The organism is Pseudomonas sp. B21-056 (assembly GCF_026016325.1).
In the GTDB taxonomy this organism is placed as follows: domain Bacteria; phylum Pseudomonadota; class Gammaproteobacteria; order Pseudomonadales; family Pseudomonadaceae; genus Aquipseudomonas.
In genome coordinates, this window is the sequence record NZ_CP087203.1 from 4,164,444 (window position 1) to 4,182,072 (window position 17,629).

The following is a 17,629-nucleotide window of genomic DNA, read 5'->3' on the forward strand; positions in this document are numbered from 1 at the left end:
ATGGCTAACGAAGTTCTGGTCGGATTGAAAATTGGCGCCGTCGTCTCGGGCAGCCTGAACGCGGCCTTCGGTTCCGCCAAGTCCACCGTTCAGCAGCTAGGGCGCGCCACGGATGGGCTCACCGCCAAGCAAAAGCAGATGGGCGCCGAACTGGCGGCATCCCTGGCGCGCGGCGGTAGCGGCATCGAACGGATGCGCCGTCAGTATGACCAGGTCGGCCGAACGATCGAACAGCTCAAGGGCAAACAGGAACGCCTCAACACCAGCATTGCCCGAGGCGAAGCCCTGAAATCCAAACGCGGCGAGCTGCGTAGCCAGGCTATGGAGACTGCCGGTACGGCCGCCGTCCTCGGCGCGCCTGTGGTTCAGTCGATGCGCACTGCTATCGACTTTCAGGACCAGACTCGGGACATTGCCATCACCGGAGGCTTCGACGAGGCGGAGGAAACACGCCTCAGTAACGTGATGCGGGGCGCGGCGCTGCGGTGGAACCAGACGCAAACCGACGTGGCAAACGGCACCGCAGTGTTAATCGCCGGCGGGATCTCAAGCGCAAAAGAGCTGGCGGCATACGCGCCCGTTATGGCCAAGGCGGCTACCGCAACCCGCGCAAGCATGGACGATCTCGGATCGGTGGCCATCGCCCTCAATGACAACCTGGGCATCGGTGCCGCCGGCCTGGAGCGCTCCATGAATATGCTGGCGTTTGCCGGCAAAAGCGGCCAGTTCGAATTGGCGGACATGGCTAAATGGCTGCCACAACTCACCCCTCAATTCGCCGCGCTGGGCATCACAGGGGAACGCGCCGTCGCGGAAATTGGGGCATCGCTTCAAATCGCCCGCCGGGGGGCCGGCAGCAACGACGAGGCCGCCAACAACTTCAAAAACTTCCTTTCCAAGCTTACCGCGCCTGAAACACTGAAAGCATTTGAGAAGGCCGGCATCGATCTTAAAGGCAGTATGAAGAATCTGGTCAGTCAGGGATTATCGCCCGCTGAGTCGATGATAAAAATCCTGACAAAACACTTGGGCACCAAAGCGCCGGCTGCTGCCGCTGAATATGGGAAGGCCCTTGAAATTAAGGATGACCAGGAACGCCAGATAGCTTTGTCTCGACTTGATGAGGCTTACAAACTCGGCGAGTTGTTCGCGGATCAACAGGTTCTGTCCTTCATTCGACCTGCGCTGGCCAATCAAAAAGACCTCAATAACATCCAGAGTGGCAGTAAGAACGCCGCCGATAAGGGCGTGCTCGATGAGGATTGGGCAAAGCGTATGGGCAGCTCCAAAGAGCAGCTCAAGGCACTACGAATCAATCTCTCTGATATTGGGATATCTGTAGGCAACGCGTTGTTGCCCGCTCTGGTGGACGTGAGCAAGGCCGTTGTTCCCCTGATGCAATCGTTCGCCGCCTGGGCCGGTGAAAACCCCGCGATCATCAAAGGCGTCGTCGGCCTGGTAGGCGGCCTGTTGCTGGGCAAACTGGCCTTCATCGGCGTCGCTTACGGGGCCAATCTGGTTCTATCGCCGATCACTGCAATGAGCACCACCATCACCACGCTCTCTGCCAAATGGACTCTATTGCGTGCCATGTGGCAGGCCGGCAGATTTGCCCCCCTTGTCAGTGGCCTCGGCAAAGGAGCCCGGGCGATGCGGGCCGTAGGCAACGCCGCGAGCTGGCTCGGCCGTGCGGCTTTCAATGACTTGCGCAGCGGCATGCAGGCCGCCGGGCGCGGCGCGGCATGGCTGGCCCGTGGCGGCATGATGTTGGGCAGAGTGCTCGGCGGGCAGCTGCTGATGGGGTTGCGCCTGGTCGGCCAAGCCGTGTTGTGGATTGGCCGCGCCCTGATGATGAACCCCATCGGGTTGATCATCACCGGCATCGCGGTAGCGGCTTACCTGATCTACCGCTATTGGGAGCCAATCAAGGGCTTCTTCGCGGGCCTATGGACTGAGGTCAAAGCGGGATTCAGCGGCGGGTTATCGGGCATCGCGGGTTTGATCGTCAACTTTTCCCCGGCCGGCCTTTTCTACAGGGCATTTGCCGGCGTGATGAGTTACTTCGGCATTGAGCTGCCGGGCAAATTCAGTGAGTTCGGCGGCATGATCATCAGCGGCCTGGTCAACGGCATCAGCAACGCGCTGGTCTCAGCAAAGGATACGGTTGTCGGCGTCGGGACCTCAATCAAGGGGTGGTTCACCGAAACGCTGGGCATCCAGTCGCCGAGCCGGGTTTTCATGGGTTATGGCGCGAATATCAGCGAAGGCGCGGCTATTGGAATCGCCTCCCAAGCTGACCTGGTGCGCAAAGCCGCGCTGGGCATGGCCGCCCAATCCGCCGTCAACATGGCGCCGCCGAACCCGGCCGACGTTTCCAGAGCGAGCATGCTCAGCGGCGCCTCGGGCGCGGGCCCCGGCGGCGCGCCCGGCGCGGGCGGCGTGCAGTTTCACTTTTCCCCGCAAATCACTGTCCCCGGCGGCGCAGGGGTGCAGGAGCAAGTTGCCCAGAGCCTGCAGGCCGGTTACGCCGACTTTGTGCGGTTCATGGAGCGCTACCAACACGACAAGAAACGCCGCAGCTACGGCCCAGCGGATGGGGGGCTAGCCTGATGTTTGCCATTTTGGGCGATATCGAATTTACCGTGGCGGGCGGCATTAGCGGCATGGAGCAAAGCGGCTCGGCCGACTGGGCCGAACATTCGCGGATCCAGGGCAAGCCATTGTTGGAATGGATCGGCGAAGGACTGGATCAGTGCAATCTGACGATTGAGCTGCACCCGGTGCTTGGCGACCCTGAGGAGCGCCTGCGGGCGCTGCGCCGGGCCAAGAGCAAGCACGAGCCGCTGGCTTTCGTCATGGGCAGCGGCGAGTACCTGGGCGCTTATGTCATCCGCGAAATCAGCAACGCCATTCGCCGTTCTACGGCCGTAGGACAGATCAACGCCGCTACCGTACAGGTCAGCCTCGCTGAATACACGGGCGCCTTTACCCGCAAGACGCTCCGGCCGGGCCTGCTCGATTCAGCCCTGACCGGCACCCCGGCTGCGGCGGCCGGATCGCCGGGGCTTATCTCGCGTCTGATGCCATCGCCCAGCGTCACGCAAATGGTAATCGGCCACGCTAAAACGGCCGGCAACATGCTCAGGGCCGGCCAAAACCTGTACGAGACGGTCAAGAGCGGCAACGCCTCCATGATCCTTGGGCAGGTTCCGCAGTTGCTGGGCGTCACGGCGCGGGCCATTGAGCCGCTGCAGGGCCTGACCGCCGCCGCAGGGCTACTCAATGACGGCTCAGACTTGGCGCGCCTCGGCGAAGACGTGCTCGGCAGCGTGACGGGCGCCCGCAGCAGTTTGAACCCGGTCGACCTGGGCAACATCGTGGATCGCTTCTCCGCTTCGCGGGATTCCCTTGACCAGGCGCTCACCAAAATGGACGGCGCCGGAACCCGCTTAGCGGGCCTGGCCGCCCAAGTCTTGACCCGGAGGGCCTAATGTTTATTCCCCATATCACCGTTGAGGGCGAACGTTGGGACCAGTTGGCCTGGCGCTACTACGGCGACCCTCACCGGTACCAGCCCATTGTCGAAGCCAACAAGCACGTGCCTATCACCGCCGCGCTCCCCGCCGGGTTGACGCTGGCCATCCCCGTGCTTGAACCCGCGACGTCCACCGAGGATCTGCCGCCATGGATGCGATGACCCCGGAGCAAGTGCCGGAAGCGCGCTTCGTACTGACCTACCAACAACGCAATATCACCCGCAATATCAGCGAACACTTGCTCTCGCTGACCTATTCGGACTTCCTGACCGGCGAGGCGGACAGCCTGGATGTCGAGCTGGAAGATACCGAAGGCAAATGGCGGGACGCGTGGTATCCCGGACACGGGGATTCGCTGACCTTGGCAATCGGCTGGGAGGGAAAGCCGTTGCGCAACGTGGGCCGCTTTGAGATCGATGAGATCGAATTAAGGTGCCCACCTTCGACGATCAACATTCGAGCCCTCGCCACCGGGATCAACGCCGCGTTGCGCACGACTGAGCACCGCGCCTATGAGAACACCACCCTGGACGCGGTGGCCAAGCAGATTGCCGCCAGGCAGGGGCTTGAGTTGGTCGGCAGCATCGAGCCGATCAAGCTGGACCGGCTGACGCAACAAGAGTCAGACCTGACCTTTTTGCGCAACCTAGCCGGGGAATACGACTACGCCTTTAAGGTCACCGGCAGCCGTCTGGTCTTTCACGCCATCAGCGAGCTGGCTAAAGGCGCCCCGGTGGCCACGCAGGTGCTTCAGGACTTGGCGAACGTCAATTTGCGCGACCAGATCCGGGACGTGCCGAAGGCCGTCGAGGTCAAACACAAAGACCCGACACAGAAAAAGTTGATCGCCTACACCGTGGAAAATGGCGAGACGGTTGCCGTGCCGAGCAGCGCTGGTAAAAGCACCACCAGCGGCGACACCAAAAAGAAACGCAAGCGCAGCGCCTCGGCTGAAGAATCCAAAGCGAAAGCCAAGGCTGAGCTGGCCCAGGCTAACCGCGAGCGTACCAGGGGCGGCTGGACAACCATGGGCCGGCCGAACCTGGTCAGCGGCAACGTAGTGACCCTGGTTGCCGCTGGCAAGCTTGGCGGCAACTATCTGATCACGTCGTCACAACACCGGATGACCCGAAGCGGCGGCTATACCGTGGACAAAGAGGTCTGCCGCGTTTCGGCGCCGTCGATCTCGTTGACTTTGGAAAACACCCAGCCGGATCTGGCCTTGTCGACCTACGGCGTTCAGCACGAAGTGGTGGCCTGATATGAGGGATTACGCGCATGGGCGTTGAATTGGAGTACGGCGAGGTCAGTGCCGTGGATTACGTGACCTGCCGCATTCGGGTGCGCCTGGATGAACGCGACGGCGTTGAGAGCTATTGGCTCAACGTGCCCCAGCGCAACACCCAAGGGACGCAGCGCCGGCCGCTGATGCCGGAATTGAACGAGCAAGTTGCGGTGCTGCTCGATGCCGATGGAGTGGGCGGCGTGTACTTGGGTGGGGTGTACTCAACGGCTGAACCGCCGCCCGTAATCGACGAGGATACAGATTATGTGCGGTTCAGCGATGGGACGGTTTCGATGTACGACCGTGTGGCCGGGGTGATGACGTTGGACTGCGTGGGGGCTTTGCTGCTGAAGTGTGCCCGGAACATCACAGTGGAGTCAGGCGAGCCGGTGGTGGTGAAAGCGCCTTCGGCTACGTTGGAGATCCCGCAGGTGGCCTTGAATGGCAACCTGCAGGTCAACGGAGATATCAACGCTACAGGCACAATCATAGACGCTGGCGGGAATTCGAATCATCACAGCCATTAGAGGACAATTTACAATGGGGAGCTCTTACCAATTTTACCGCTGTTGAGCAAAAACAGGTCTCCACTAAGATCGACGTTTTTCGTGTACAAATTTTGAACCTCAGATAGCACCTTTACACTGAATAATGATTCGTCACACAGCTCAGAAACTCGAAGGCCTGAGGAAAAAACCGCGAACGCGAGCCCTATCGATCTACCGCCCACATCAGCTCTAACCATGCCTGAGACCTGCAAATCGCCAAAGCCAGGAGCGCCAAAATCAGCAGGAAAGCCCAGAGTCACCGAGGGGCACTCAGCGGTTATCATACATTCGCCCATAGCCCCATCACCAAAGTCGTAAGTGGATTGGTGCATAAGCAACATCACACAAAGGACGATGTTAGGTTGCTGTTCTAAGACTGCTCTCTCATCAAAATTCAATTTATTGAGCCGTAGGACGGCAATTAACTCTCTCATCAGTTCATCGGCCGTGAACGCCGGGTAAGTGTTAAAACCTATCAGATGCTGAATTGCCGCGAGTTTTACCTCGCTCAAAGCATGGTGCTGAAGCATTGTGGTTTTGCTTTTCTTGTCATCTTTGAAGAGGTTGTCAATCCAAGATTCAAGGCGCGTCTGGGTGACGTTGAATTTTTCCCTAAGCTCTTCCGCTTTAAACCTATAGACGTGAAGCTTCAGCATTTTTTTTATGTAAATTGGCGCTGGTTTTGATAGGTCTAGCGGCCGATTCATATGGCCATACGAGGCGTAAAATTTGAAGCTTAGGTGGAGAGCCTCAAGGGCCTCATTGACCAGTCCCTTATTCCTTGCGTCGTTATGTGCAACGAAATCAGCAGCCTCACGAAATACCCGAAAACCACCAGAGTAGGCGCGAAGCCGCATAAAAATATTGTCGATGTCATTCTCGTCAAAATTTCCTCCTTGAATTTTGTCGAGCACTTTCTGCGCCTTCATTTTTTCGTTAGCTTTCATAGCTATCTCAGTCCGTATGGGATCGCTAGAGTTTGCCATGCAGGGGCTCTCTGCGGGCACCTTTAAACTCGATTAAAAGCCGCCACAGCCAAGCTTCTGCATCATGGGTTCATGACGACGCCCATCCCCTACACCAGCCTAACCGCCGCCCACTGGCAGCCCGCCCTCGGCTCACCCGGCGAGGTAGTCGAGGGCCTGCGCGATATCGATCAGGCCATCCGCATCATCCTGACCACGCCCAAGGGAAGCGACGCCCACCGGCCTGAGTTTGGCAGCGACCTCCATTTATATATCGACTGGCCCGTTAACCGCGTAACCCCGCACCTGGTGCGCGAGGCGGTCGACGCCATTCGCCGTTGGGAAACTCGCGTCTCAGTCGCCCAGGTGCAGGTACTGATCGAACAATCGCGCATCGTTTTGCGGGTGCAGTGGCGCGTTGCGGACGGCGTCGCGCAGTTGACCGAGGTGCCGTATGCGCGAACTGCCTAAGCCCGAATTCGTCAAGATCGACCCGGCCGCCACCGAGGCCGACCTGATCGCCCGCTACGAGGCCAAATCGGGGAAAACGCTTTACCCGGCGCAAGTCGAGCGGCTGTACATCGATCAGATCGCCTATGCCGTGACCCGCGTCCAAATGGCCATTCAGAATGCCGGCGAACAATCGCTAGTCCGCTTCGCGCTCGGCCCCATTCTCGATTACCTGGGCGAGCTGGTGGCGACCCCCCGACTGTTGGCGGTTCCGGCCCGCTGCATGTTGCGCTTCAGCATGCCGGCGGCCGTCCAGCAGCCCCTGCTGATACGCGCCGGCACTCGGGTCAGCACCCAAGACGCCAAACTCACCTTTGTAACTGACCAGGACGCGGTCATTCCAGCCGGCCAGGCTCAGGTCAGTGTCACGGCCACATGCCTGACGGCTGGTGAGCTGGGCAATGGCTGGGCAGTGGGGCAGATCAGCAGTATTGGTAACCCGCCAGCGGCTGGCCTAACGGCAATCAATACAACCGTCACCGCCGACGGCGCGGAGGATGAAGAGGATGACCGTTACCGTGAACGGATCATCTTGGCCCCCGAAGCCTTCAGTAATGCCGGCAGTCGTGGGGCCTACCGCTACCACGCTTTGGCGGTGCATCAGTCGATTATGGACGTTGCCGTCCACGGCCCGGATGAGGGGCAGCCGGACGGCCACGTCGCGTTATATCCGCTTACCAATACGGGGCTCCCCTCAGAAGACCTGCTGCAGCGGGTGAAAAACCAAGTCAGCGGCGAGAAGCTGCGCCCGCTCTGTGACACGGTGCACGCCTATGCGCCGATAGAAGTTGCGTTCCAAATCAAGGCCCGCATCACTTTCTATGACTGGGCGGATCGCGCTGCGGCCATGAAGGCGGCCCAGGCCGCCGCCGGCAAGTACGCCCAAGACCGGCGGGCGGGGCTCGGCCGGGACCTTGTCCAGGAGCAATTGACCGCCTTGCTGCAGGTGAACGGCGTTTACCGGGCGGACTTGGAGCTGCCCGGCGCTTTGCACGAGTTGGCGGGCAATGAATGGGCAAATTGCAGTTCGATCCTGTTGGAAGACGCGGGGGTGGCCTATGGCTGATCAACCATTGCCCCCGGCGCTGGCGGGAGATGAGCGTTTTGCGCTGCTTTGTGAGTTGCTCAACGAGAAGTTAGAGGGCGTTGATGTCAACGCCATGTTGGTTTACCTGATCGACCTGTTGAAACCCCATCTACTGCCTTATTTGGCCGATCAGTTCTCACTCCTCGACGAGGCCGCCTGGGCGTTGGCGGAATCAGCGGACGCCAAGCGCGACCTGATCAAGAACTCGGCCCAGTTGCACCGTTACAAGGGAACGCCTTGGGCTATCCGGGAAGTGATCCGCCTACTTGGCTTCGGCGAGGTGACGATCCAGGAGGGGCTGAATAACCAGGTGCGGGACGGCTCGATCAACCGGGACGGCAACCATGTCCACGGCAACCCCGCCGCCTGGCCCCTTTACCGCGTTTTCTTGCAACGCGTCATCACCAACGACCAGGCCGCGCTTTTGCGCCGCCTTTTACTTTCTGTCGCCCCCGCACGTTGCCGGCTGGTGTCGCTCGACTATTCGTCAGTTGCCATCCGCCATAACGGTTTTGCCAGACGCGACGGGCAATACAACCATGGGAGCAGCTAATGTCGGACCTACCCGAACTCATTGAATGGACGCCCGGTATTTATCAGCTTGAGACGTCCGACCCCGTATTGGGCGGGCCTGACGGCATTGACAACCTGCAGGGCAAGCAACTCGCCAACCGCACCAGGTGGCTCAAGGACCAGATCGACAAACTCGTCAGCGGCGTGACCGGCGTTGGCAAAGCCATTCAGCTCGCCACGGCCAGGACTATTTCCATTAGCGGCGCGGGAACGGGCAGCGCCTCGTTCGATGGTTCGGCCGACGCCGCTATTACGCTGACCCTGGCGAATAGCGGCGCCGTTGCCGGAACCTATCCGAAGGTCACTGTCAATGCGAAGGGCTTGATCACGGCAGGCACCGCTTTGGCAACCGCGGATATACCGGCGTTGGACTGGAGCAAGATCACCACCGGCAAGCCCACGACATTGGCCGGCTATGGAATCACCGATGCGATGCTGACGAGCAATCAAGCAACCGAGTTGGAGGCTGAGGCGGGGACCAATACGACCAAGTGGGTGTCGGCCCAGAGGGTATTTAAGGCCATTGCCAAGTTAGTGGTGAAGGTTGCCACCCCCACCGACGTCACCGCCGGATCCGTGCTTACGGTTGGTACTTACGGCCTAGGGGTCGGAATTACCAGCACCGAAGTCGACATGAACAACTACCTGACACCAGGTAACTTTATTACACCGCTGGTTGGCTTACTCAATATTCCGGCGGGCTGGTCACCATCGACGCGCCACAGCATGGTGGTGTCCGGGCTCAACAGCACCAATTACCTAGTTCAGACCTTAACGTCTGGCCTGTCTCCAGGAACCCGTCCGGTCGTCGCAACGCGCACCATGTCCAACTCCGGCGTTTTCTCTGCTTGGGTTGAGCATATGACCGGCGACAGCGTTGCGACCCAGGAGCAAGTTAACGCCGGGGCCGATGACACCACCATCGTAACCCCCAAAAAACTGCGGGCCGGTTTTGCATCCAGTTTTGCGGCCAACGGCTATATCGCATTCCCTTCGTGGCTATCCGGTCTGATTCTGCAATGGGGGGTGGGGAGTGGGACAAGCTTTACCTTTCCCCTGGCATTTCCAAACGCATGCTTTTTCGTTGACGGCGGAGAGGTGACAGAGACGGCAAGCTCTTACTACTTCGCCGACGTGGTGGGGTCTACGCGAAACGGTTTTACCGCGCAGGTATACGGAGCAAGTATTGGCGCTGCCCCAGGCCCCGCGACGGTTCCATTCAAGTGGTTTGCTCTCGGTTACTGAGGAGGATTTATGCGTCGTTTCTATAGCCAGTCAACAGGTTGCACTTACCTGAGTTCCATCCACCCAACCATGCCGGCTGACGCGGTTGAGATTGACGGTGAGCGTTATGAGGCAGTGATCGCGAACCCCGCCCTTGGAAAAGTGCGGTCCCATGACGCCGATGGCTTGCCGATCCTGATAGACCCACCTCCGGCTACGGATGATGAGTTGGCGGCAGCTGAGCGTGCATGGCGGGATGCTGAGATTGAAAGCGTCCGGTGGTTGCGTGAGCGCCACCGTGATGAGGTCGATTCGGCGCGGCCGACTACCTTGACGGTCGAGCAGTCAGGGGAACTGCTGGATTATGTGCAGGCTTTACGTGATTGGCCTGCGGTGCAAGAGTTTCCGGACCAGGAATACCGTCCTATCCGGCCGGCCTGGATTCCCGAACAACATCAGTAGAAAGAGAGGGCTGTCGGTCTGAGTGCGGGAACACTCAGACCGACCGCCAACGAGCAGATCTAGCCTGCAAGCCAGCCAGGACCCTCCCGCTCACGTGAGCGACGGGGAGCCTACCAGAAGTGCAAAAGGTTTGCAGATGATGCAAGAGATACGTTGTGGTCAATGTCACAGGCTGCTCGCGAAAATAGTGCCGCCGAGTGAAGTTCAAATTAAATGCCCCCGCTGCGGGGCCATCAATCATCAGAAGGCCGTGAGCCTCATATCTCAAGCGCCGCCGAGCGCCGATGATCGAGGCAGTCATGGAAAAGCAACGCAAAGCCCCCGGCCGTAATGGGTTCACATACAAACCTCAGTATGGAGTGATCATTGTTTGCCCCGATGAAGGCGGGCAGCAAACGGCCTTTCTTCGCCTCAAAGCGCTCGGCTATAAAGTCCGGGTGGTGTGCGTATGAAGGTTCAGGTGTCCCACCGCTGCTCTGACTTCGATAGCTACCGGGCTGCTCGGGTCAAGTCGCTGTTCAACGTGGCATCAGGCTGCGACGTCGACATCGCGGCCGAGCTTCCGATTGAGGATCAGCCCTGGAAGATTGGCGTCATCGTCGGCCCGTCGGGCTCAGGGAAAACAACCTTGGGCAAGGCTATTGGTAAGCTCTACCGCCCCCGCTGGCCGAAAGACCAGCCGCTTATAGACGCCATTGACCCCGCCGGGTCATTCGACGTCGTGACAGGTGCGCTTTCGGCTGTTGGGCTAGGGACTGTGCCGGCATGGCTTCGGCCGTTCTCGGCGCTATCCAACGGCGAGCAGTTTCGCGCCAACTTGGCCAGGCTGGTCAGTGAAGCGCCCGACATGGCCGTCGTTGATGAATTCAGCTCAGTAGTAGACCGGCAGATCGCCCGCGTCGGCGCCGCCGCGTTCGCCAAGGCGTGGCGCCGCACCTGTGGGCAAGTCGTTCTCCTTTCCTGCCATTACGACATCCTCGACTGGGTACAGCCTGATTGGGTTTACGACACAGGCACAGGTGAATTCCATCGGGGGTGGCTTCGGCCAAGACCAAGCTTTGAGCTTGAGGTCCGCGAGGCTAAGCAGCGCGACTATGCCGTGTTTGAGCCGCATCACTATCTGAAGCTGCCCCCAATGGTGGCGTCGACCAACTATGTGGGCTGGGTCAACGGCGAGCCGGTGGCCCACATCGCGTTCTCGACCCGGCCGGGGCTGATCGAGGCGCGGGCGTGCCGGCTGGTCGTGATGCCGGAGTGGCAAGGCGCCGGGGTTGGGATGCGCTTCCTCAATGCCCTGTGCGGGCGTTGGCTGGACGGTCGCAACCGCTACGGCCGGCCGTTGCGCACGTTGTTCCACACCAGCCACCCCGGCCTCGCGGCGGCGCTTCGAAGGGACAAACGTTGGACGCAAGTCTCGGCGTCGTTGGTCGGCGGCAACTACGCCAGAAGCCGCCAAAGCCTGGTGGAGAGCAATCGCAGGCTGGGACGGCATAGTGGGAACGGGAGCGGCTTCGGCGGCCACTTCCGGGCGGTTCAGGGCTTTCGATACCTCGGGGAGAATGCATGCGAGTAGTGATCATCGGCCAGAAGTGGCTCGCGGCCGAATTACTCAAACGCTGCCTGGCAGAGGGGCACCAGGTGGTCACCGCGATCAGCCCGGCTATCGGCGCGGATGGGGAATACGACAGGCTGTACGCGGTAGCGCAGCAGCGCGGCGTGCCGGCTATTTGCGTTCAAGGCTGTCTCCACGCCGACCAAGTGCCCGCGTGTGACGTCATCCTTACCGCTCACGCGCACATCTATATAGATGAGGGAGTCCGCGCCAAGGCGAAGCACGGCGCATTGGGATACCACCCGTCACTGCTGCCGAGGCATAGAGGCCGGGACGCGGTGCACTGGGCTGTGCATATGCGCGAGCCGGTAACGGGGGGAACGGTCTACTGGTTGGACGACGGCGCGGATACCGGCCCGATATTGGCCCAGGACTGGTGCCACATCCGGCCGGGCGACACGCCTCGGGCCCTATGGTGCAGAGAACTAGCGCCAATGGGACTTCGACTGTTCTCTCAGGCGTTGGCTATGCTCAACACTGGCATTGACTGTAAAGGACGCCCACAAGATCCCGCATTGGCATCATGGGAACCGGGGGTGTCGGGCAAGCGACTATCGGCATGAAACGGAGAAGGCCCCACGCGGGGGCCTTCTTTGTGTAATTCTTTTGCACTATGTGAAAACAGTTCAACATTCATTTATCGCGCATCAAGGCCCGGATTTTTCGCGCCGCGCATCAGTCAGAAGCGAACCTTGTCCCTCCTCCTCCCTTCAAGTCCTACCATACAAGCGAGCCTGCTCGCGATAGCGGTGGGTCAGTTGAGTTGATGCTGGATGTGCCGACGTCATCGCGAGCAGGCTCGCTCCCACAGGGGAGCCGGGTTCACCGGAGATTTATTGTGCAGACTGCGTGGGAGCGAGCCTGCTCGCGATAGTGGCGGGACAGCCGCCACTAGCCTTTCAGCGCTGCTTCAATCGCTGCGATGTCGATCTTCGTCATCTGCATCATGGCTTCGAACGCGCGCCTGGCGGCGGCTTTGTCGGGGCTGGCGACTGCGTCGGTCAGGACACGCGGGCTGATCTGCCATGACAGCCCCCACTTGTCCTTGCACCAGCCACAGACGCTTTCCTCGCCGCCATTGCCGACAATCGCGTTCCAGTAACGGTCCGTTTCAGCCTGGTCCTCGGTGGACACCTGGAACGAGAAGGACTCGTTGTGCTTGAACACCGGGCCACCGTTCAGCCCGATGCAAGGAATGCCCATTACCGTGAACTCCACCGTCAACACATCGCCTTCCTTGCCCGACGGATAGTCACCTGGCGCGTGATGGATAGCCTGGACCGCGCTGTCCGGGAACGTTGCGGCGTAGAACTGCGCCGCCTCCACGGCATCGCCTTCGTACCAGAGACAGATCCTGTTCTTGTTATTCATCCTGGTTCTCCGAGAGGGACTGGTCGGTGCAGTCTAGCAGCGCACTTTTTCCGGCATCGATCGGGTGATGAACTGCCTTTCGCGCCGGCAAGGCGCTCCCGTCCTTCCAAACCCGAGCCGACCATTTTCAGCCCGCCAGAAGAAAACGCAGGACACCTGTGGCGACTACAGCCAGCAGCACGACAGGCAGGATGGAAAAGCGCGTGGCCGCGAACAGTGTCAGCGCCAGGGCGATCAGGTCCGCGGGGCTGCCGTCGGCGAACTTGGGGGCGATGACGGCAATCAGCACGCACCCGGGTGCCGCCTGCAGCACTTCGTGCATCACCGGGCTCATGACGCGGTTGCGCAGAACGATGACCCCCAGCACCCGGGTCAACCAGGTGACAGTCGCCATTGCCACGATCGTCAGCAAAACCAGATGATCGATCATGATCTCGCCCACAGATAAGCGCTGACCAACCCAGCCGAAGTCCCTGCAAGCACGTACCAGCCACCCGGGATCAGCCGGTAAAACAACGCAGCGGTCAGGAGGCTGAACAACCAGGGCAGCGCAGCCCGGACGCCGCGCCACATGCCACGCAGCAGTACCAGGAATACCGCGGCAAAAGCCATGTCGAAACCGTAGGTGTGAAGGTCGCCAAGCACCGGCCCGACAGCGGCGCCCAGGGTCGTGAAGATGATCCAGGTCAGCCACAGGCACAGCGACAACCCCAGGTAATAGGCCAGGCTGAAACGTGGCTGGCCGAGGCGATCCCTGTTGCGCTGTGCATCGGCCAGGCCCATGGCCCAGCTTTCATCGCACATGAAAAACAGCGACGGCAACGCTTTTTTCAGGGGAAGGTGCTTCAGGTAAGGAGCCAGTGTCGCCCCCATGAGCAAGTGCCTGCTGTTGACCAGCAGCGTCATCGCAACGATCACCCACACCTGCTGCGGCGAAGCCCAGACCTCGATGGCGGCAAACTCCGAACCGCCGCCGAAATTCAGCCCGGTCATCAGCGCCACTTCAAATACCCGCAAGCCTTTCTGCGACGCCTGCGCTCCCAGCACCAGTGCAAACGGCACGAAACCCAGCAACACGGGGCGAGCGGCTTTGGCACCGCGTATCAGTTCATTTTGTCGTGTACTGCCGACAGTCGCCGACAGGGTCAGATTGTGTTCGGTCATCAGCCACCTCCAGAGGTGCTGATTATTCCAGCAGTCCGGCAGAATTTGATTGCTAACACGGGGTAATCGCGAGAAGAATTGGCATCAGATGCCATTTTTCAAAGAGATAGAAGAATCCAATGCCCATGAATCTCGACGCAATCGATCGCCGGATCCTGCGAGCCTTGCAACGTGATGGTCGCTTGCAGAATCTTGAACTGGCCAGGCAGGTCGGTCTTTCGCCCTCACCCTGCCTGAGACGCGTGCGCCTGTTGGAAGAAGCCGGTGTCATCGAGCGTTATGTCGCCCTGGTCAATCCGCTGAAGGTAGACGCGGCCATCACGCTGTTTGTACGCGTGTGGTTGACCGGACAGGACGAAGAGACGGTCGATCGATTCACTGCTGCCGTGCGTGAGCTGCCGCAGGTGCTGGAGTGCCATTTGATGGCGGGTGACTGCGATTTCCTGCTGCGCGTGGTGGCTTCCGATCTGGACGCTTACCGGCAGTTCCAGATCAAGCATCTGGCGCGCATCAAGGGCGTCCAGAACCTGAAGACTGAAATCCCGATGCAGAAGATCAAGCTGACGACCGAGTTACCGATTTGACGTCATGGGGTACTGAAGCGCCGTGGTGCAGGTCACCACGGCGCTTCAGGTTGATCAGTTAAACAACTCCACCCCCAACTGGAACGCAACCCACAGCGCCAGGCCAGTCGCAAAGGCCAGCGCAATGTTCTCGAACAGGTTGTTGCGGTATTCCTTGCTCAGCAACGACTTCTGGTTGGACATGATCAGCAGGCCCAGAGAGATGACCGGCAGGCCGATGATATTCAAGGCATTGACGCCGATGGTCAGCGTGACGAAGTCCGGCATGCCGGGCAGTGACCAGATCAACGGGGTCACCAGGATGAACAGCATGAACCACTTGTGCATCGGGTCGCGGTGGAACTCTTTGCCATAGCGCTCCCGGCGCTCGGGCCGCACGTGTTGGAAGGCGTCGGTGATGAGCATCGGAAAAGCCGTGGTCTTGCCCGAAATGCTGGCGAACAGCGTGGCGAACACGCCGACGAAAAAGACGTACCAACCGATCGAGCCGAAGAACATCTCCAGCGCCTTGCCCAGATCCCCCAGGGTGTTGACCTCGATGCCGTTGGGCCGGAGGATTTCCGCGCCGACGATCCAGATCGCCAGGTTGATGATGATCCCGACGAACACCGCAAACAGCAGGTCGTTGCGCTGGACGCGCTTGTGCTCGGGACCTGTCCAGCCCTTCTGGCGCATGACGTAGGGATGCACGAAGTTGGCGATGGAGCCAGCGACCGCACCGATCACCGAAACCGCCACCAGCAGCGCACCGTGCACGCCCTCGTCGGGAGGAATACTGAAGCCGATGGTGCCTTTGACGATACCGGCGACATCCGGGCCGGACATGACCGCCAGCGCCAGGAATGCCAACGTCATGATCGCCAGCAGCGCTTTCATCACGCCTTCGATCATCGAATAGATGTTTCGACCCACCAGCAGCCACACCGCCAGCACCACCGCCACCGAACAGAGCAATGGGCGGTCGATCTTCAGCAACATGGCCAGCGCCTCGCCGGCGCCCTTGATCATGTAGGCATTCATCAAATGCCCCATCAGCAGCGCATAAACCAGCAGGAACCAGGCGAAGAACGGGTTGAGCTGGGCATAGCCCTGCAGGATGGTCATGCCCTGGTTATTGCAGAGCTGGAAGCGCGCGATGATGTTGACGATGAGGAATCGCAGCAGCAAGGACACCGCCAGCACCCACATCATGGCGTAGCCGTAGTTCGCACCGGCCACGGAAGAGGTGATCAGGTCGCCTGCGCCCAGCCAGGCCAGTACTGCGATGATGCCGGGGCCAAGAAGCTTCAGCGTGCGTACGAAGCGGCTCTGCGTGGACGCGGCAGCCTGGCCTTCAACGGAAGGAATGCTCGACATGGATGGAGTCTCCGTTATTTTTTTTGTAAGAAACGGGAACAGTCGAACACATTACATACGACATCGTACAACCATAATTAACGGGTAAGTGTGTGAAAATATTTCAAACTCTGCCGGCTTTTCGCGGCCGGGCATTTGTCTGCTGAATACTCACTACGCCCTAGCCCCTCACCCGCTCGCCCTGATCGATCATCCAGCGAATCATGCTCGCCAACGGCACCCGATGATGCTGGATCGCGCACCAGCTCCCCTGCTCTTGACTGTAGCGCTCGACATAACGGCTGAGCAGCACATGCTGGCCATCCTCGGCCAACCGCAGTTCCATCTCGCGGCAGTGCAGCGCACCTTGATCGCACGTTCTCATGCGTCGATGCAGGACCAGCGCGTCGTTACTCATTGACGGGCTCCCCTTGCTGGCATTGTCTGGTGTGTCGGGCAACTGAAGCTGATTTTCCCTGGGCGACAAAATCGGCGCGCTGCTGCGCCACCGCATCGCGCAGGGCCACGTAGTAATCCGGCTGGGTCCGCAGTTGATCCGTCAGCGGTAACGCCTGGGCGCGGCCATCGACGATGCCGCCTGCGGTGTTGATCGTGCCCAGGGTGTCGACGGTGTTGCTGTTACCGCCGAACGGGTCGACCGCGAAACTGATCACCTTGCCAGTGGCGTCCCTCAGGTTGGCCGTTCCCAGCAGCGGCAATTCCACCGTCGGCCCCGCAGCGATGTTCCAGACGCCGAAGGTCTGGCCGAAATCAGCCTTGTGGCGCTCGATGCCAAGTTTGCCCGACACGTCGATCAGCCCGACGATGCCGGCCGTGGTGTTGATGACAAAACGTCCCAGGGTGTTGAGCGAGCGCTGCCCATTGCCTTGCAGCAGATCGTTGATGAACACCTTGGGCTCGCCGAAGTTCGCCACGAAGTTGTGCATGCCGGTCTGCATGGCCTCCGGAAGATGGCGATAGCCACGGGCGACAGGGGCCAGGGCGTAGTCATCCACGGTTCGGTTGAAGGCGAAGATGCCACGGTTGATGGGCTCGGCTGGATCGGCAACGGTATAGCTTGTGCTATCGCAACGGCCTGGCGTTGCGGCGGGCGTGCTGGCGCAGCCCCCGGCGAGGGCTGCGAGCAGGATGACCAGGGAGGATCGAACACGGAGCGAAGCGGGGTCGGTGAGCGGCATACGGGGCTGTCTCGGCAAGGGATGGGCGGTGCCAGTCAGTCGAGGAATGAAGCCATGCACAGTTCCCACAGGTTTTGTGCTCAACAGGACCGGCATTGGGCAAATCCTGCCGCTGTTTTCTTGCCCGCAGATTTCCACAACATTGCCCGCCGGCAACTTTATTTCCGGATTGAA

General features: G+C 60.1%; 22 protein-coding genes. 15 read left to right on the forward strand and 7 right to left on the reverse strand.

Annotated features, from left to right (window positions below; genetic code table 11):
* The 5 genes from LOY67_RS17595 to LOY67_RS17615 are packed head-to-tail and all read left to right on the forward strand — an operon-like array spanning position 1 to position 5,348.
* Positions 1–2,610: a phage tail tape measure protein gene (locus tag LOY67_RS17595; RefSeq protein ID WP_265063703.1), complete on the forward strand. Its 2,610-nt coding sequence runs from the start codon at positions 1–3 to the stop codon at positions 2,608–2,610.
* Positions 2,610–3,491, forward strand: a complete 882-nt coding sequence (locus tag LOY67_RS17600; protein WP_265063704.1) for a phage tail protein — start codon at positions 2,610–2,612, stop codon at positions 3,489–3,491. Before LOY67_RS17595 ends, LOY67_RS17600 begins: the two co-directional genes overlap by 1 nt.
* On the forward strand, positions 3,491–3,697 hold the full coding sequence (locus tag LOY67_RS17605) for a tail protein X (RefSeq protein ID WP_265063705.1): 207 nt from the start codon (positions 3,491–3,493) through the stop codon (positions 3,695–3,697). The genes LOY67_RS17600 and LOY67_RS17605 overlap by 1 nt, the downstream gene beginning before the upstream one ends.
* Positions 3,685–4,797, forward strand: coding sequence for a phage late control D family protein (locus LOY67_RS17610; RefSeq protein WP_265063706.1), 1,113 nt, complete (start codon positions 3,685–3,687; stop codon positions 4,795–4,797). The genes LOY67_RS17605 and LOY67_RS17610 overlap by 13 nt, the downstream gene beginning before the upstream one ends.
* A 17-nt stretch (positions 4,798–4,814) precedes the next feature.
* The gene (locus tag LOY67_RS17615; RefSeq protein ID WP_265063707.1) at positions 4,815–5,348 is read left to right on the forward strand and encodes a phage baseplate assembly protein V; all 534 of its coding nucleotides are present in this window, start codon (positions 4,815–4,817) and stop codon (positions 5,346–5,348) included.
* A gap of 8 nt (positions 5,349–5,356) precedes the next feature.
* Here the strand turns inward: LOY67_RS17615 and LOY67_RS17620 are convergent, their stop codons facing one another.
* Complete coding sequence (locus LOY67_RS17620) at positions 5,357–6,316, reverse strand: hypothetical protein (RefSeq protein WP_265063708.1); 960 nt, start codon at positions 6,314–6,316, stop codon at positions 5,357–5,359.
* Positions 6,317–6,427: 111 nt separating this feature from the next.
* Between LOY67_RS17620 and LOY67_RS17625 the strand changes: the two genes are divergently transcribed.
* The 9 genes from LOY67_RS17625 to LOY67_RS28610 all read left to right on the forward strand — a co-directional run bounded on the left by LOY67_RS17625 (position 6,428) and on the right by LOY67_RS28610 (position 12,365).
* Positions 6,428–6,805, forward strand: a complete 378-nt coding sequence (locus LOY67_RS17625; RefSeq protein ID WP_265063709.1) for a GPW/gp25 family protein — start codon at positions 6,428–6,430, stop codon at positions 6,803–6,805.
* Complete coding sequence (locus tag LOY67_RS17630) at positions 6,789–7,910, forward strand: baseplate J/gp47 family protein (RefSeq protein ID WP_265063710.1); 1,122 nt, start codon at positions 6,789–6,791, stop codon at positions 7,908–7,910. Before LOY67_RS17625 ends, LOY67_RS17630 begins: the two co-directional genes overlap by 17 nt.
* The gene (locus LOY67_RS17635) at positions 7,903–8,484 is read left to right on the forward strand and encodes a phage tail protein (RefSeq protein ID WP_265063711.1); all 582 of its coding nucleotides are present in this window, start codon (positions 7,903–7,905) and stop codon (positions 8,482–8,484) included. The genes LOY67_RS17630 and LOY67_RS17635 overlap by 8 nt, the downstream gene beginning before the upstream one ends.
* Positions 8,484–9,749: a gp53-like domain-containing protein gene (locus tag LOY67_RS17640; RefSeq protein WP_265063712.1), complete on the forward strand. Its 1,266-nt coding sequence runs from the start codon at positions 8,484–8,486 to the stop codon at positions 9,747–9,749. The genes LOY67_RS17635 and LOY67_RS17640 overlap by 1 nt, the downstream gene beginning before the upstream one ends.
* Positions 9,750–9,758: 9 nt before the next feature.
* Positions 9,759–10,190 (forward strand): phage tail assembly chaperone, encoded by a 432-nt coding sequence (locus LOY67_RS17645; protein WP_265063713.1) that lies wholly within the window; start codon positions 9,759–9,761, stop codon positions 10,188–10,190.
* Positions 10,191–10,329: 139 nt separating this feature from the next.
* The gene (locus LOY67_RS17650; RefSeq protein ID WP_413776141.1) at positions 10,330–10,521 is read left to right on the forward strand and encodes a Com family DNA-binding transcriptional regulator; all 192 of its coding nucleotides are present in this window, start codon (positions 10,330–10,332) and stop codon (positions 10,519–10,521) included.
* Entirely contained in the window at positions 10,490–10,642 is a 153-nt protein-coding gene (locus tag LOY67_RS17655; RefSeq protein WP_265067848.1) for a hypothetical protein, read from the forward strand. The genes LOY67_RS17650 and LOY67_RS17655 overlap by 32 nt, the downstream gene beginning before the upstream one ends.
* A complete protein-coding gene (locus LOY67_RS17660) occupies positions 10,639–11,763 on the forward strand; it encodes a GNAT family N-acetyltransferase (protein ID WP_265063715.1) in 1,125 nt (374 codons plus the stop codon). The genes LOY67_RS17655 and LOY67_RS17660 overlap by 4 nt, the downstream gene beginning before the upstream one ends.
* Complete coding sequence (locus LOY67_RS28610; RefSeq protein WP_413776142.1) at positions 11,754–12,365, forward strand: formyltransferase family protein; 612 nt, start codon at positions 11,754–11,756, stop codon at positions 12,363–12,365. Before LOY67_RS17660 ends, LOY67_RS28610 begins: the two co-directional genes overlap by 10 nt.
* Before the next feature lie 328 nt (positions 12,366–12,693).
* Here LOY67_RS28610 and LOY67_RS17665 read toward each other — a convergent pair whose 3' ends face one another.
* The 3 genes from LOY67_RS17665 to LOY67_RS17675 form a co-directional block, all read right to left on the reverse strand.
* Positions 12,694–13,173: a VOC family protein gene (locus LOY67_RS17665; RefSeq protein WP_265063716.1), complete on the reverse strand. Its 480-nt coding sequence runs from the start codon at positions 13,171–13,173 to the stop codon at positions 12,694–12,696.
* Between the two features lie 127 nt (positions 13,174–13,300).
* Positions 13,301–13,603 (reverse strand): AzlD family protein, encoded by a 303-nt coding sequence (locus LOY67_RS17670; RefSeq protein ID WP_265063717.1) that lies wholly within the window; start codon positions 13,601–13,603, stop codon positions 13,301–13,303.
* Positions 13,600–14,337 (reverse strand): AzlC family ABC transporter permease, encoded by a 738-nt coding sequence (locus LOY67_RS17675; protein WP_265063718.1) that lies wholly within the window; start codon positions 14,335–14,337, stop codon positions 13,600–13,602. The genes LOY67_RS17670 and LOY67_RS17675 overlap by 4 nt, the downstream gene beginning before the upstream one ends.
* A gap of 125 nt (positions 14,338–14,462) precedes the next feature.
* On the opposite strand from LOY67_RS17675, the gene LOY67_RS17680 reads away from it, so the two are divergent.
* On the forward strand, positions 14,463–14,921 hold the full coding sequence (locus tag LOY67_RS17680) for an Lrp/AsnC family transcriptional regulator (RefSeq protein WP_265063719.1): 459 nt from the start codon (positions 14,463–14,465) through the stop codon (positions 14,919–14,921).
* 54 nt (positions 14,922–14,975) lie between these two features.
* Here the strand turns inward: LOY67_RS17680 and LOY67_RS17685 are convergent, their stop codons facing one another.
* The 3 genes from LOY67_RS17685 to LOY67_RS17695 form a co-directional block, all read right to left on the reverse strand.
* Entirely contained in the window at positions 14,976–16,277 is a 1,302-nt protein-coding gene (locus tag LOY67_RS17685) for an Nramp family divalent metal transporter (protein WP_265063720.1), read from the reverse strand.
* Between the two features lie 160 nt (positions 16,278–16,437).
* The gene (locus tag LOY67_RS17690; protein WP_265063721.1) at positions 16,438–16,674 is read right to left on the reverse strand and encodes a hypothetical protein; all 237 of its coding nucleotides are present in this window, start codon (positions 16,672–16,674) and stop codon (positions 16,438–16,440) included.
* On the reverse strand, positions 16,667–17,455 hold the full coding sequence (locus LOY67_RS17695; protein ID WP_265063722.1) for a VacJ family lipoprotein: 789 nt from the start codon (positions 17,453–17,455) through the stop codon (positions 16,667–16,669). Before LOY67_RS17695 ends, LOY67_RS17690 begins: the two co-directional genes overlap by 8 nt.
* Between the last annotated feature and the right edge of the window lie 174 nt (positions 17,456–17,629).